This window comes from Flavobacterium sp. xlx-214 (genome assembly GCF_013874595.1).
Classification (GTDB): Bacteria; Bacteroidota; Bacteroidia; order Flavobacteriales; family Flavobacteriaceae; genus Flavobacterium.
On record NZ_CP059431.1, the window covers coordinates 2338585 to 2352676 of the forward strand.

16 protein-coding genes are annotated in these 14092 nt (G+C 31.0%); 4 read left to right on the top strand and 12 right to left on the bottom strand.

The features are described 5' to 3' along the window. Window positions 1-93: 93 nt before the first annotated feature. Window positions 94-432 (top strand): helix-turn-helix domain-containing protein, encoded by a 339-nt coding sequence (locus tag H1R17_RS10930; RefSeq protein WP_163431125.1) that lies wholly within the window; start codon window positions 94-96, stop codon window positions 430-432. Further along, the gene (locus tag H1R17_RS14280) at window positions 422-772 is read left to right on the top strand and encodes an ImmA/IrrE family metallo-endopeptidase (RefSeq protein ID WP_163431126.1); all 351 of its coding nucleotides are present in this window, start codon (window positions 422-424) and stop codon (window positions 770-772) included. The genes H1R17_RS10930 and H1R17_RS14280 overlap by 11 nt, the downstream gene beginning before the upstream one ends. Here H1R17_RS14280 and H1R17_RS10940 read toward each other — a convergent pair. From H1R17_RS10940 to H1R17_RS10965, 6 genes are all read right to left on the bottom strand, one after another. Continuing rightward, entirely contained in the window at window positions 690-1073 is a 384-nt protein-coding gene (locus H1R17_RS10940; protein WP_163431127.1) for an AAA family ATPase, read from the bottom strand. The genes H1R17_RS14280 and H1R17_RS10940 overlap by 83 nt on opposite strands. A gap of 249 nt (window positions 1074-1322) precedes the next feature. Then, window positions 1323-2075, bottom strand: a complete 753-nt coding sequence (locus tag H1R17_RS10945) for a hypothetical protein (protein WP_163431128.1) — start codon at window positions 2073-2075, stop codon at window positions 1323-1325. 363 nt (window positions 2076-2438) lie between these two features. Next, complete coding sequence (locus tag H1R17_RS10950) at window positions 2439-3695, bottom strand: hypothetical protein (RefSeq protein WP_163431129.1); 1257 nt, start codon at window positions 3693-3695, stop codon at window positions 2439-2441. Window positions 3696-3710: 15 nt separating this feature from the next. Next, window positions 3711-4523 (bottom strand): site-specific DNA-methyltransferase, encoded by an 813-nt coding sequence (locus H1R17_RS10955; RefSeq protein WP_163431130.1) that lies wholly within the window; start codon window positions 4521-4523, stop codon window positions 3711-3713. Then, entirely contained in the window at window positions 4516-5574 is a 1059-nt protein-coding gene (locus tag H1R17_RS10960) for a DNA methyltransferase (protein ID WP_163431131.1), read from the bottom strand. Before H1R17_RS10960 ends, H1R17_RS10955 begins: the two co-directional genes overlap by 8 nt. Continuing rightward, window positions 5571-5867, bottom strand: a complete 297-nt coding sequence (locus H1R17_RS10965; protein WP_163431132.1) for a helix-turn-helix domain-containing protein — start codon at window positions 5865-5867, stop codon at window positions 5571-5573. The genes H1R17_RS10960 and H1R17_RS10965 overlap by 4 nt, the downstream gene beginning before the upstream one ends. A 341-nt stretch (window positions 5868-6208) precedes the next feature. On the opposite strand from H1R17_RS10965, the gene H1R17_RS10970 reads away from it, so the two are divergent. Beyond that, entirely contained in the window at window positions 6209-7048 is an 840-nt protein-coding gene (locus tag H1R17_RS10970; protein WP_163431133.1) for a tyrosine-type recombinase/integrase, read from the top strand. Window positions 7049-7125: 77 nt separating this feature from the next. On the opposite strand, the gene H1R17_RS10975 is transcribed toward H1R17_RS10970, so the two are convergent. The 6 genes from H1R17_RS10975 to H1R17_RS11000 form a co-directional block, all read right to left on the bottom strand. Then, entirely contained in the window at window positions 7126-7491 is a 366-nt protein-coding gene (locus H1R17_RS10975) for an HIT family protein (protein WP_163431134.1), read from the bottom strand. Next, window positions 7491-8519 (bottom strand): HNH endonuclease domain-containing protein, encoded by a 1029-nt coding sequence (locus H1R17_RS10980; protein WP_163431135.1) that lies wholly within the window; start codon window positions 8517-8519, stop codon window positions 7491-7493. The genes H1R17_RS10975 and H1R17_RS10980 overlap by 1 nt, the downstream gene beginning before the upstream one ends. A 5-nt stretch (window positions 8520-8524) precedes the next feature. Then, window positions 8525-9010, bottom strand: coding sequence for a hypothetical protein (locus H1R17_RS10985; protein ID WP_163431136.1), 486 nt, complete (start codon window positions 9008-9010; stop codon window positions 8525-8527). A 23-nt stretch (window positions 9011-9033) separates the two neighbouring features. Then, window positions 9034-9468: a 2-dehydro-3-deoxyphosphooctonate aldolase gene (locus tag H1R17_RS10990; RefSeq protein ID WP_163431137.1), complete on the bottom strand. Its 435-nt coding sequence runs from the start codon at window positions 9466-9468 to the stop codon at window positions 9034-9036. Between the two features lie 116 nt (window positions 9469-9584). Beyond that, window positions 9585-9968 (bottom strand): hypothetical protein, encoded by a 384-nt coding sequence (locus H1R17_RS10995; protein ID WP_163431138.1) that lies wholly within the window; start codon window positions 9966-9968, stop codon window positions 9585-9587. A 143-nt stretch (window positions 9969-10111) separates the two neighbouring features. Then, window positions 10112-10390, bottom strand: a complete 279-nt coding sequence (locus tag H1R17_RS11000) for a helix-turn-helix transcriptional regulator (RefSeq protein ID WP_163431139.1) — start codon at window positions 10388-10390, stop codon at window positions 10112-10114. A 2776-nt stretch (window positions 10391-13166) separates the two neighbouring features. Here H1R17_RS11000 and H1R17_RS11005 point away from each other — a divergent pair. After that, complete coding sequence (locus H1R17_RS11005) at window positions 13167-14060, top strand: LysR family transcriptional regulator (RefSeq protein WP_163431140.1); 894 nt, start codon at window positions 13167-13169, stop codon at window positions 14058-14060. Window positions 14061-14092 lie beyond the last annotated feature (32 nt).

Genomic DNA, 14092 nt, shown 5'->3' on the forward strand with positions numbered 1-14092 from the left:
GTACATTTTTAAGTAATTTTAAAAAATTACGTACATTGTAACAAGAATTTAGGTTCGATAATAACGACAAAAATTACCCAAAAACGAAAAATCATGGAAGCAACAACAGGTTTAGTAATTAAAGGATTACGTGAGCGCTACGGCTACACGCAAGAAAAACTAGCTGGTTTTCTAGATGTTAAAAGAGAAATGATCAGCTTTTATGAAAATAATGAAAGAGAGGTTTCTTTAGATGTATTAGAAAAACTATCCAATTTATTTGGTGTTGAGCTATCCGTGTTTTTTAGTGAAACAGTAGAAGAAGCTATGGCAGAAGTTGTTTTTGCATTTAGAAAAGATGCTGTTACTGAAAAGGATATGGAAAAACTTTCAGATTTTGGTAAAATTGTAAAAAATTACATTAAAATAAATCGTTTGTACAATGGCAAGTAATGAAAAAATATTAGAAGCCAGAGCTAATAAATTCCGAAGAGAATTAGGATTAGGTACAGAGACCTCGTTAGATTTAGAAAAATTATTACTAACTCTAGGGGTACTAACGGTTTACAAACCTTTAGAAAGTGATTTTTCGGGTATGGCGTTAAAAGCCAACGAAAGTTTATTTATGCTCATCAACTCAGCATTGCCAGTGGGTAGACAAAATTTTACAATTGGCCATGAAATATATCATCTGTTTATACAGCAAGATTTCAATTTTCAGATGTGTAATGCTGGACTTTTCGATAAAAAAGACCGTGAAGTCCAACATTTGGTGTTAGTTGAACTCTTTTGATAAATAAAGAATCCGTAATTAAAAACGGTGTGATTGCTGTTTGTTGGTTAGTTGGTAGCTGAGCCAAAATAGCTGTCGTAATACCAGAAATACATCCTTCCATTTCAACAGGTTGAGCAATGTCATTAAAGTCAGTATCTGATAGTGAAGTTTTTCTTAATAACCATTTTATAGCTGCTAAAATATTGGATTTTCCAGCATTGTTATAGCCAACAAGTGGTGTGAAATCTGATAACTCAAATGTCTCGTTTGAGATAGACTTAAAATTTGTTACCGTAATTTCTGAAAGTATATGTGTCATTTAAGTAGTGTCGTTTTAGGCTTACTGCTAACGGCTCGGGCTTGGCGATAGTGGCGGAAATAGAAGCACGTACTTTCAATTTAGCACCACAGTAGCATAAGCCATTTTCTATTTACTAAATTACAAAAAAAGGAAATAAAAATGGCTTATGCGGTGATAGAATTACTAACGTTGAGTTTTGCACTTCACCCGCCATTTCGCCACCCGAGCGCAGCGAACTGTACGAAGTAAAACCCTTGTTAGCTGTGGTTATTTTTTATAAGTATATTTTACGGGATTAGAAGCTCCTTTTTTTCTATAATTTTCGGGAACTCTTTTTCGTAGATAAAGTTTTTGTATATTTTTATCAGCTTCTTCTCCTACAAAACCATATCTTTTGTTTGTGTGATTTTCAAATTCAGGAAAATATTGTTTTCTTGCTAAGTTCCACTGTAAAGGTTTGAAAACTCCTACAATAATTCCTTTTTCTAAAGCTAAAACATATTCCGCTTTTTCGGCTCGTTCAACGTCAAGTTTCCAAGCAAATCTAACTGCATTATAAATATCTCTATCATTTACAGTTCTATTTATATTTATTAGAATAATTTTATGCTTTAATTCAGCAGTTTCTGCTTTATATCTTGTTAGAATTTCGTAAGCATTCATAGGACCTATGTCATTGCTATAATGTCCTCCGACTTTATTGGCTGTACCAGGGAATGCGTCCAATAGTGCTGCTTCAACGTGAAATGCTGTTGCACTATCTAATCCGTGTCGATGAATAATATGAATTACATCAAGACCACTTCTCATAATCTCTCTAATTCTTTGATATTTTAAGTCGAATGTTTCTTCGTCATCGTCTTCTGATATAGAGCATTTGAGGTGTTCAAATATTCTGTTACCTTGACCTTTTCCTATGTAAAAAGTATCTCCATTTCGGGGGTCAATTAATCTGTAAACATAATAGTTTAATTCTTTAATTACTTCTGGTGGAAATTCTTGTATTTTAAAGTTGTTCATTTTGCTTTATAAAGTCCATTTTATTCGCTGGTTTTTGAGAATAATCACAGCTAACGGTTCGGGGCTTGGCGATAGTGGCGGAAATAGAAGCACAAACTTTCAATTTGGCACCACAGTAGCATAAGCCATTTTCTATTTGCTAAATTACAAAAAAGGAAATAAAAATGGCTTATGCGGTGATAGAATTACTGACGTTGAATTTTGCACTTAACCCGCCATTTCGCCAAACCCTTGTTACAGGCTGCCCCGATTTTCGGTTTTTTGGTCGAGCATTGGTGAAGCCATACTCTTTTGCAATTTTTGGCTTATACGTTCGTTGCCTTGTGTGAATTGCAAATGTGTATGGCTTCAAGCGTAGGATTTTCATAAAAAGGTTAGTGGGTCAAAATCTATATCCTCATTCGTTTCAGAGTCATAAATTTTGAATACTCCATCTTGTAACCAAATAATTTTAATGCTTTCGGTTGTACAGAACTCAATTAAACTAATTTGTGGTTTTTGAGAATAGACTAAAAACTCCTTTATATCCTCGAATCCCATTTGCCTATTTACAATTGAAAATTTATAATATTTAAGCTGTCCAACTCCTTTTATAGTCTGTTTCTCTTGGTCAGACATTGAACTTAAAATGGTTTTCACTTCAAACACCAAAGCCGTTTCTTCCAATGTTGACAAACAATCAAATTTTCCTTCGTAAAGTGAAAAACCTCTCTCCTCGCAAAACAACCCTAATTGTCTTACTATTTCCTGATGTTCAGCTAAACGTTGTTGGCGAATCCTAATTGATTCTGTGTAATCAATATTTACAGTTGAAATAGTATTAAAAATGGGGTCTATTGCAATAGTTTCAGATGTCACAGACCTAAATTGTGAATATGGAACACCATCTTGATTCGTTGCTCCAGTTGGAATTTCGGTAGAAATTTCATCTTCTGTTATTACTATTTGTCCAATTGGGAAAGTATTATTTCCTCGTCTTTCTATATCTCCCAATTGTTCTGCTAGTGAAGGCAGTATTTTAACTGCATTTCTTGCCTTATGAATTGTAATATTTAAATTAGCAAGAATTTCATCAAACGATAATTGTGAAAGAGTTAATATCCTTTGGTATTCTTCTATTGAATTGTTTTCAGCGTCTAATGCCAACATTAGTTTTTTTGTTTCTAAACCAGGATTATCTTGAACCAATCTCAATAAAATTCTATAAGGATTGCTAACTTCTCCATCATTACCCTCAACTCCCATTCGCAAAATGGAATCCCGCCATAATGACAATCTTATAATTTCAGATTCGGTAGTTAAAATCGAGATGGCAGATGGACTTAAATAGGCTGATTTATCATCAGCTACAGTTAATAATCCTAAAAGTTCAAAGAATCGTCTTGTTTCTCGACCTGCTGTATAATAACCCCTATTTGCTGGTGTTTTTTCATCTTGTTCCGCAAGATAATCCTCAATTGACTGTCCTGGTGTATTCGGGAAAATAATTTGATTTCTTAGCAATCTTTCTCCTAAATTTTCGTCTTTCAACGGAATTTCTTCCTCGATAAGATCTTTTACTGTTCTTAAAGCTCGGTAGAATTTTTCTATTTGAACAAATTGATGAGGAATGTTCTTCATTTGAATTGGGAAATATTAAGTTTCAACAAATATACCATTTGTTTTAATCTCTTTCTCAACTTGCTTATTGATTTCCAATTCGTTTAGACGATGATTTGCTATTTTAATGTATTCTTTGTTTTTCTCATAAGCTATAAAGTTTCTATTATTACTTATTGCACTAACACATTCACTACCTGAACCACCAAAAGGAATAAGAATTAAATCATTTTCGTTTGAGAAGTGTTTAATGATTCTATCACAAATTGCTAATGGTTTCTGGGTTGGGTGGTCAACCTTTTCATTTGCAAAACGTTTACCTGCTAAAACTGGTATATTCCATACATCCCCGGCGTGTTTGCCGTCAGGATGTGGTGTCCAGATTTTTCCGTTTTTAATTATTTTATTTTTTAATCGTTCTTCGCTTTTATATGGTTCTCTTATTTGATGATATGTATATTCGTCTGTTTTTGAAAACCAAAGTATTGGTTCGTAATTTGCAGATGGTGAGTTTTTGTATCCTGAAAACCCGTTTTCGTAGTACCAAATAATTTGCCTTCTGTATTTTAATTCTTTTTGATATAGATAAACGTGAAGATGGCATAGATAGTGATGAATACCATAAACAAAAATTGACCCTGTTGGTTTCAATTTTGTAATTGCTACATCAAGCCATTTTTTTGACCATGTAATCCATTCTTCTACATCATTCCATTTATCCGAAGAATTCCCAAAATCCTTATTTAGGTTGTATGGTGGGTCTGCGATTATTAAATCAACAGATTCATTTTCCATTTTTTGCATTTCTTTAATACAATCTCCTTGATATATCTTATTTATTTCAATCATCTTTTTTGATATTTTGAAAAATTAAAACATTTTGATGGTGCATATTTGGAACAAAAGAAAAAGGATACCCATAAGGATAAATGCTTTTGTGCCTTTGATAGAGTATCTTAATTCCTTTTAAAACAAAATTCCCTTTTTTCTCTATCTCATTGGCTAAATCTGCGTGAAAAGTGTAAAACTTCTCTTTTTTCCTAAAATCACTAACAATTACACACATATATTTTCCTGATTTTAGAGGTTTTGAACAATCGTTAAAAAAACTCGCAAGCGTTGAAAGGAATTTTTTGTAATCCTCTATATTCGCTAAATCTTCATTGTCCTCACTATATTTGTGGTCTAGATTATTTTCAATTCGTTCTTTCCCTTTATGGTCAACAGTTTCTAAAATGTTCCAGTAGGGTGGACTTGTTACAATAAAATCAATTTCATTCTTTTTGAATTTTTTAATTTCTTTTTGGCTGTTTCCATTGATTAATTGTTGTTTTTCTTTAAATGGAAAATCGTCTGGAACTTCCAATTCAATTCTTTGTTTTCCTAAATTGTGATATTTTTGATTTAATTCTATACCATAACCAATTCTATTATTGTAAGCACAAGCTTTGACGGTAGAGGCAACTCCTGAAAATGGGTCAAGCACTTTGTCATTTTCTTTTGAAAAAAACTGTATTAATCTACCTACATCTTGAAAAGAAAACGGAGCGGGATGTTGTTTTTCTATTTGTGCGTCTTTATTGCTTGCTCCTAATCCTTTTTGACTGAATACGGTTATTGTTTCAGGCAACCATTCTTTTGCTGTTAAATCATTTAAAGAATTATTTAATGCAAAAGTTGACTCTTCGTTTGGAAAAAGAATAGCATTAGCTTTTTCCACATCTCCAGCAGAGTGAAATAAAGCGACTTCGTTCCAAGTTTCAATATATCTACTTGGTATTCTCAATTCTGTTCTTTTTTCAAAAATTTCGTTGAGTTTATTTTTGGCAAGATGATTCAGTTTTGTCTCTTTAACAGGGACAATTTCTTTTCGTTCTTTTTTATATAATTGGTATTTCATTTAATTTGTTTTTCGTATTGCATTTGTTGTTCAGCAACTTTTAGGGCATTCATACCCTCTTTTTCATCTTTAACTATATCGTAAACCTTTGAGCCAATCCATAAGGCTTCTAATTCTGAAAACGAACAATCGAAAGTTTCACTTATTGTCTTTAGGTGTTGTCTTTTTAATGCTTTTTGGTCGGTTTCTACTTTGCTTAAAAAGCCATCTCCCACCTCAAGAATAGAGGCGAGTTGCCTTTGAAACATTCCTTTAGACTCTCGCAATTCCCTAATTTTTTGTCCAAGTGTCATTTTACCAAATTTAGACTTGACTAATATGGGTCAAATGTAATCAAATTTATTTAAAATTTCAATTTATGTAGTGGGAAAATTTAGCTCTTTTTGGTTTTTGTAGCGTTGACTTGTGCGATTGGAAAACCAAAATGTGCTAAATGTGGGGTGGCGTTCAGGGGTTGCCTGTAACATTATTATTTAGCAAAACTAAATATACAAAAGTTTCGTGAAAAAACAACTATATCTGTATTTCGTTAAATATTGAACAAATATAACTATTTATATGTAAATTATATATTTAATGTATTTTTACATACATGGATAGCGAAGTTATTTAAGATAATTGTAAATTAAATAATATGGATAGCGAAACAATAATAAAACTTTTGGCTAACAGGTTAACTACACAACGATATGCAAATAATACTATAAAAGCATATTGTTCATATGCTCAATTTTTTCTAGATCATATGAAAAAATATAATACACTTAACGATATCCCAATTACAGAGATTGAATTATTTATTAATAATAAAGTACTTCAAGATAAAATTAGTGCATCATATCAACGTTCATTAGTAGGTGCTATAAAAAAAGTATACGAGCTAGTGAATAATCAAAAAATTGAATTAGATTATCTATATCCAAAAAGAAAAACAAATCAGCTACCTACTTTTTTCTCTCAAAATGAAGTTAGAAAAATATTAAATACTTGTGAAAACTTAAAACACAAAGCCATTCTTACAACAATTTATAGTTGCGGCTTAAGATTAAACGAATTGCTAAATCTTCAAATTACGGATATTAAATCAGATAGCGAAGTACTTTTTATTAGACAAGGAAAGGGCAATAAAGACCGAATGATTGCACTACCTGATAAGCTACTACTTTTATTAAGAGAATATTATGTAGTCTACAAACCAACGTTATTTCTATTTGAAGGTGCTAAAGGTGCCAAGTATAGTGAACGTAGTGTACAGTTAATCTTAAAAAAAAACATGAAAAAAGCAGGCATTATTTCAAAAGGAAGTGTTCATACACTAAGACATTCTTATGCAACGCATTTAATAAAAAGTGGTATCGACATAAGAGTAGTGCAAGAATTATTAGGACATAATGATATTAGAACCACTATGATTTACACGCACATTACGGATGTTGATAAAAAATCGACTCCAAGTCCTTTAGACTTTTTGTAAGCAATTTTTCTTGTTTTACTAAATGAAGCTACTTTAATACAAAATTTTATTTTGTAAAAGGTTAATAATCTTCCATATTAATAGTTACCTCTTTCTGGTATAACATGCCTAACACCACCTCTAGGGGTTTCCATATCACCTTTATAACGAGGGATAAGATGACAGTGAAAATGAAACACGGTTTGTCCGGCAGTTGCACCACAATTCATTCCTATATTAAATCCATCAGGGCTGTATTCTTCTAATATTAGTTGTTTTGCCTTTTCAATCGTTTGTGGTAAGTGCTTTTTTTCTTCATCAGTTAAATCAAAATAATCGGTTCTTAATTTATTAGAAATAATCAATAAATGCCCTGGGTTTACAGGAAAACCATCTTTGATAATAAAGAAAAAAGCATCTTTGTAAATTATTTTTTCACTAGGTAATTGCGTAAAATCGTTCATTAAAATAAAGGATCAAGTTCAATGATAGGTTTCCATTTTTGAATAGATAAATTTAAGGATAAATCATATTGCTTTTGTAAAAATAAACGTCGCTCTAATGAAGTTTTACCAGTTTGGTTTACAATTGTTTCTCCTAAAGGATGTTTACTTGCAATGTAAAATTCGTTTCGCTTATATAATCTTTCCAAGAATTTTAATTCTGGTATTTTAGCACTTTTGTCTAAATTCACATATTTATCAGTTAATACCAGGTTCCAAATACCATTTACATTGGCTCCCTTCTGATTAAAACTTAATTTATGAACATGTGGAAAAAAATGATCAACAGCGCAAGTATTCTCATTTCCAGATAAAATGGAAATATCTTGAAATGAATAAAAACATTTCCCTTTTTGATAACCATTTAATGAAGCTCTGGCAGAAGTAATATCTTTTCTTTTCATGAAATCATTCTCAATAAATAATGCTTGTAACTTATCATCAAATTGTACTTCAAGTAAATTAGGATTTATCTGTAAATTCCATGCAATTTCTACTAAATTCCATCTTGCTTCAACTTCATCATTAAAGTTTTGAAATTGCAAACTTTCTTTTAGTTTTAAAAGATCATCAGTAAGCACAATTTCCTTAGTTTTTCCCACATAATTTTTGTGATAAAAAGGTTTTGGTACAACGTCACCATTTATATTCTGAAAAGCATCAACAACATTAGTAAAGCCATGTTTTTCAGTTATCACTAGTAATTTTTCATAGGTAATTGCTTTAGCATTATAGCTTCTACATGCCTCTAAAAAAGTACTAGAACTTGAATTCCCTTGTTTATCGTTACTTTTAAGATGTTCTAAAATATTGTTTACAAAAGTAGGAGCTAAGTCTCGTAAAGAAACAGTGTTAGTTTCTTTAAACGTTAAATCTAACAAAGCTTTTCCAAAAGCAAATTTATAGGTTGCAGAATTTTTTCCAAATAAGATCAAGGCTCTCCATTGCGATTCTAAACTTGGATCATTTTCTTGGAAGTGTATTTTCATTTGAATTATAATCTTTTGTAAACAAGAACATAAGGGTATGAGTCTGCAATAATCAATTGATTATCGCTGTAACTTTCAATTCTTAAGGAGATTGGCTTTTGATAATAATAACCATCTTGGGCTTTAGAAACAACATTATAATTTAATAGACTTTGAAAGCTAGGGTTATCGCTTAATATTCTTAAGGTAAGGTCAATGGTATTATTATTTTTATTTTTATTTTTATTATAGATCCATTTACCTCCTCCAGATGAGTATTTGTTAGAGCATTTATAATCTCCATTTTCAAAAAAAATGTAGTCATCTCTATTAATAATTTCGACTGTTTTTTCTCCTTGAAAATACATTGGGATTTCTGTATGTTTTACTCCGTTTTCATCTTGTAATTGAATAAACTTCCATGAACCCATAAGAACTTCCTTAGAAATTTCTTGTTGAGAATAGGCAAGGGAAGATGTAAGAATAGATAAGTAGAGTAATAGGTACTTCATAAGTATTGTAATCTGTCTAAAAGCTATAAGTTATTTTTAATCGTAAAACCCTTAGGCGCTTTTAACACTCCAGAATCATACATATTTATATAGATTGAAAGTGTGTCATTTGCCCCTTGCCAAGTAACGCGATATTTGTCTAGCATAACACTACCACCACCAAATGGATTGTTATTACTTTTAATAGGACAACAACTACCAGCCCTGAAATAACTAATAGATTCACCATTTGGACCAGCAAGGGCATTTAAAAATCTTCGTTCATTAATTGGCCCTTCATTACTTGAAACACCACCTACTTGGATAGGATTATTTTCTGATCCGTAGGTTGCATCAGTAGAAATTTCCGTTAACTTAAAAGTATTGCTGTCTAATAAATTATTTTTTACAAATGAGTTTTTTGTAGTTGTACAAGAAAACAATACTAACGTTATTGCAATACAGCTTATTTTTTTCATATTTTCATAAGTGTTTTATTTATGTTTCATTTAGTATTCAGCAACAAAGTGCTGTTATACTTTTACGAATTCACGATTATTTACTTCTTTCAATTCTCTAGTAGCATTAGACTTTTTTAATTTTTGGTAGATTCTTTATAACTAAGATAATCATGCAATAAATTAGCCACCTGCTTCTCACTTAAATCATTTTCAAAAGCGTAATTCTTAATTGTTTCTATTTTATATTGATTAGTATAATTTCTTGCTTCATTATTAATTAGATTTAAATAATCTGTAATAATATCCACACAAATACTATCAGGTATGTTATGCTTAACGCTTAAAATGTTTACAAAGTTTTGATTTTTGTAGACCTCTTCTGTATTTTTATAATGAAGATTTAAAATATATTCCTTGTGTAACTCTTCTTTTGTAGGTTCTTCAATTTTAGATTTACTTTCTGTAATTCTGTCACAGCTAGTAATAAAAAGTATAATAAATAAGTATTTGTAAATCATAATTATTTCTCATTTAAGATTACTAAGTCTGTTAAAAATGTTGCTACTTTATTCTATTTTTTGTATTCCTATATTCTGAAACAAAATCTTGTAGTGCTTTTACAAATTCAGGATTATTAGGCTCTTTTAATTCTCACATATTATTAGTTTCTTTCATTTTCGCAATACTTTTTAAAATCACCAAAAAATTTATCCATTTCTATATTTTCAAACTTTAGAATTGATGCTAAAGTAGATAAAGGAATACTATAGTTTTTTTCCTTAGGGATTTTACCAATAGTAGACGAAGTTAGACCAACTGCCTTTGCATAATCATTTTGACTTTTTATATTGTCATGTCTGCTGAAATTTGAGAGAAAACGTTCTGTAATATACTCACATACTTTCTTACTAAAATTTGCTCTATATTCTTTATGATTCATTTTTTAAAAAATATTTGAAAAAAAACTGTTCGCTTTAGCGAATAGTTGAAAAAAAATTATATATTTGTACTAGCGAATTGATAATGAGTCTGTATAAGACAAATTAAAAACGATGTAACCTCGAATCGAAACGACCAATTTTACCTCGAGAGTATCGTGAAATCGCTCCATGTCTAAAAAAGTACTACTTTTGCATACGGCATGGGCGGTTTTCACATATGCTTTAGGTGGTAACTTTTTAACTTTCTAGTTTTAAAGATGGGTTTGGTCGCCCTCGGTACTAAAGTGTGAAACCGCCTTGCCTTTTTTTTCTGCAAGAAATCTTCATACCTCAGAAACATCGTTCTATAACCATAAATAGTAATACCTATGAGAACGAAAACAGAACAAATCCAAAAAATTCCACCATAACAACAAATTAGTTGGTGTACCTAATGGTTGCTTCATCCTTAAAAAAAGGGTGGTGTTTTATAAAGCATAAACGGCAAGTAGTCAATACTTTGGTTTTATGCTTTAATACAACGTACCCTATAGCCAACTACCCATCTAAAACAAAGGCATCGTATTTTTATTTTCGCACCTTAAAAATAGATTCTTTTTTTAGATAAAACAAATAATATGTTAAAGTAGTACGCATGGTGAAGCAACTTTTTTAAAAACCGTTTATTCTATTGAAAAATAATAGGTGTATAGGTATGTAGTATTTACCTAAAAATAAGTATAGTTATGCTAGGATTAAGCGAAAACCACCAACCGAAAAATATTCTAAAATAGCTACTAGGGGGATGCTCCATAGATAAAGCATACTAAAGGCATAGATAAAGCATGAGTAATGCATGAATCAAAAACGACAATTTTTAGATTTTTTATCTAATATTCATAGATAACCCAGAAAATATGTAAGTGTTTAACAAGGGCTTTTTTACCGAGAAGTAGTTAAAGATGCGAAATTGTTTGTAAAGTAAAAAAGTTATAAAGGGAAAAGGTTATAAGGTTATATGAAAAGGTAACGAAGTAATCAGAGATTTAATTACGAATTTAAAATGATGAATTACGAATTAATGTGTAACCAGGTAAGCATATTAAATAAGTAAAATACGTTCTTTAACATATTGATTCAATTGATTTTATTTCATATTAGTAATGAACTGAAGCTAAATGAAAAACTGAAAAGCTCAAGTCATTAACAATAGAGATTAGGAATCGAAGAGATCTTTCACTCCGTTCAAGATGACAAACTGTACGGAAAAATTGGATGCGATACCACATCAGGTGTGGCATGACATGAAGTAAATAGATTATTTACCAGGATTAAAAGCGCCATTGGCATCAAATCGAACGTTAAATCGTTTGAAACAAGCGTAAACGAATCGGGTAGCTCTGCTACGATTCGATTCGTTAGATTTTAAAACGGAATTAAACTATTAAGGAGAATCAAAGCGCCATAGGCATGAGATCGAACATAAATGGTCTATTTACTTGGATCTTAACTGAGCATTCACAGCGGAATGAGTGTCGATTCGATGAAAATAGTGTAAAATCAAATGCTGTTTGAAGCTTTTGGAAAAAGCAAGTTTATTTGATTTAGCTATTAAATCGCTAATCGACCATGAGCAGTGACGCTCAGGAGTTTTGTTTCTTTTATGATTAAAAGAAAGAGAGGAAAAACCAAAATATTCTTTTATAAAACAACCAAGATTGTATAACCCAACCATGCTTAAAACTGAAATCAAAAACTAAATGCGATGCTGCATGCTTGTCTCGCTTTAGCGGATGCAGCATGACATAAAGTAAATAGACTATTTACAAGAATCAAAAGTACCCTTGGTATCAAATCGAACGTTAAATCGTTAAAACAAGCGTAAACGAAATCTACACTGTCACATCGCACTCGATGCTATGTCTCACAAGTAGCTAAAAAATTTTGATTTTAAAACGGAACTAAACTATTAAGGAGAATCAAAGCGCCATTGGCATGGAATCGAACATAAATGGTCTATTTACTTGGATCTTAACTGAGCATTCACAGCGGAATGAGTGTCGATTCGATGAAAATAGCGTAAAATCAAATGCTGTTTGAAGCTTTTGGAAAAAGCAAGTTTATTTGATTTAGCTATTAAATCGCTAATCGACCATGAGCAGTGACGCTCAGGAGTTTTGTTTCTTTTGCGACCAAAAGAAAGATAAGAATAACCGAAATATTCTTTTATAAAACAACCAAGATTGTATAACCCAACCATGCTTAAAACTGAAATCAAAAACTAAATGCGATGCTGCATCAAGTGCAGCATGACATAAAGTAAATAGACTATTTACAAGAATCAAAAGTACCCTTGGTATCAAATCGAACGTTAAATCGTTGAAACAAGCGTAAACGAAATCTACACTGTCACATCGCACTCGATGCGATGTCCCACAAGTAGCTAAAAAAAATCGATTTTAAAACGTAATTTAACCGATTTCAGGCCGCGGCAAGACCAAAAAAATAGATTTTTGCTTCTTTTCATCGGAAACCTTTAGGTTCACGGCTTCCAAGCTGTTAAATAATGACTTGGACGTAAAAGAAGAGAAAAACCGAAATTATTCTTTTTTAAAACAACCAAGATTGTATAACCCAACCATGCTTAAAACTCAAAACCTAAAACCAAATAACCCTTTTTACAAGTAATAAAAGTAGAAACAAAGTTTGTACTTAAAATAAACTAAAAAAGGTGTAAGAAGTGGCGCTACTATTTTTCCTATATTTGAAGATATAAGTTTATTTCAATAATTTTTTATGTTCGATTTTAGATTAAAAGTTTTTGACACAGTTGCTAAACGATTGAATTTCACAAAAGCAGCAAACGAATTAAATATAACGCAACCGGCTGTTACAAAACATATTAAAGAAATTGAATTAAATCTAAACATTAAGTTGTTCGATCGAAATGGAACGAAAATAAAATTGACCAAAGCGGGTGAAATTCTATTAAAATATACAGAGGAAATTTTTGCTGTTTATCAAAAAATGGAATTTGAAATCGGTCAATTACAAGAAAAGCAAAAAGGCACTTTACGCTTGGGTGCCAGTACTACAATTGCGCAATATGTATTGCCTCCAATTTTGACAGAGTTTCGTAAAAGATTCCCTGAAATACATTTGAGTTTAATGATTCAAAATTCAGAAAAAATGGAAGATTTATTAGCTCATCATAAAATTGATGTTGGATTAATTGAAGCTCAAATCAAAAACAGATCGTTTCATTATATTCCTTTCATGAAAGATGAAATTGTATTGGTTTCTCGTCAAAATCATCCTATTTCTACAAAAAACAGCATCAAGCTTAATGATTTAAAGAGTATTCCGTTGGTTTTTCGCGAACCAGGTTCTGGAACTCTAGAAACTATTGATTTAGCTCTAAAATCGAAAAATATAAAGCTAAATGAACTGAATGTCGAGATTCAATTGGAAAGTACGGAAAGTATAAAATCGTATGTACTCCATTCTGATGCATTGGCTTTTTTATCGATTCAATCAATTTTACAAGAACTTAAAAATCAAACTTTAACCATCATTGATATTAAAAGCCTTGTAATAGAGCGTAGCTTTAATTTTATCGTTCCAGAAGGTGAACAATCTAAAATGGTCAATTTATTTATTGATTTCTGCAATCGTTATAACTTAAAGTAATAATAGATTACTTTTTATCATTTCTTTTTGAA

What these genes read in the sequence shown, in the direction of transcription:
- H1R17_RS14280 (WP_163431126.1), top strand. Translation starts at nt 422, where the DNA reads ATGGCAAGTAATGAAAAAATATTAGAAGCCAGAGCTAATAAATTCCGA.
- H1R17_RS10975 (WP_163431134.1), bottom strand. Translation starts at nt 7,491, where the DNA reads ATGAACGATTTTACGCAATTACCTAGTGAAAAAATAATTTACAAAGAT.
- H1R17_RS10945 (WP_163431128.1), bottom strand. Translation starts at nt 2,075, where the DNA reads ATGAACAACTTTAAAATACAAGAATTTCCACCAGAAGTAATTAAAGAA.
- H1R17_RS11000 (WP_163431139.1), bottom strand. Translation starts at nt 10,390, where the DNA reads ATGAATCATAAAGAATATAGAGCAAATTTTAGTAAGAAAGTATGTGAG.
- H1R17_RS10990 (WP_163431137.1), bottom strand. Translation starts at nt 9,468, where the DNA reads ATGAAAAAAATAAGCTGTATTGCAATAACGTTAGTATTGTTTTCTTGT.
- H1R17_RS10950 (WP_163431129.1), bottom strand. Translation starts at nt 3,695, where the DNA reads ATGAAGAACATTCCTCATCAATTTGTTCAAATAGAAAAATTCTACCGA.
- H1R17_RS10980 (WP_163431135.1), bottom strand. Translation starts at nt 8,519, where the DNA reads ATGAAAATACACTTCCAAGAAAATGATCCAAGTTTAGAATCGCAATGG.
- H1R17_RS10940 (WP_163431127.1), bottom strand. Translation starts at nt 1,073, where the DNA reads ATGACACATATACTTTCAGAAATTACGGTAACAAATTTTAAGTCTATC.
- H1R17_RS10960 (WP_163431131.1), bottom strand. Translation starts at nt 5,574, where the DNA reads ATGAAATACCAATTATATAAAAAAGAACGAAAAGAAATTGTCCCTGTT.
- H1R17_RS11005 (WP_163431140.1), top strand. Translation starts at nt 13,167, where the DNA reads ATGTTCGATTTTAGATTAAAAGTTTTTGACACAGTTGCTAAACGATTG.
- H1R17_RS10930 (WP_163431125.1), top strand. Translation starts at nt 94, where the DNA reads ATGGAAGCAACAACAGGTTTAGTAATTAAAGGATTACGTGAGCGCTAC.
- H1R17_RS10995 (WP_163431138.1), bottom strand. Translation starts at nt 9,968, where the DNA reads ATGATTTACAAATACTTATTTATTATACTTTTTATTACTAGCTGTGAC.
- H1R17_RS10970 (WP_163431133.1), top strand. Translation starts at nt 6,209, where the DNA reads ATGGATAGCGAAACAATAATAAAACTTTTGGCTAACAGGTTAACTACA.
- H1R17_RS10985 (WP_163431136.1), bottom strand. Translation starts at nt 9,010, where the DNA reads ATGAAGTACCTATTACTCTACTTATCTATTCTTACATCTTCCCTTGCC.
- H1R17_RS10955 (WP_163431130.1), bottom strand. Translation starts at nt 4,523, where the DNA reads ATGATTGAAATAAATAAGATATATCAAGGAGATTGTATTAAAGAAATG.
- H1R17_RS10965 (WP_163431132.1), bottom strand. Translation starts at nt 5,867, where the DNA reads ATGACACTTGGACAAAAAATTAGGGAATTGCGAGAGTCTAAAGGAATG.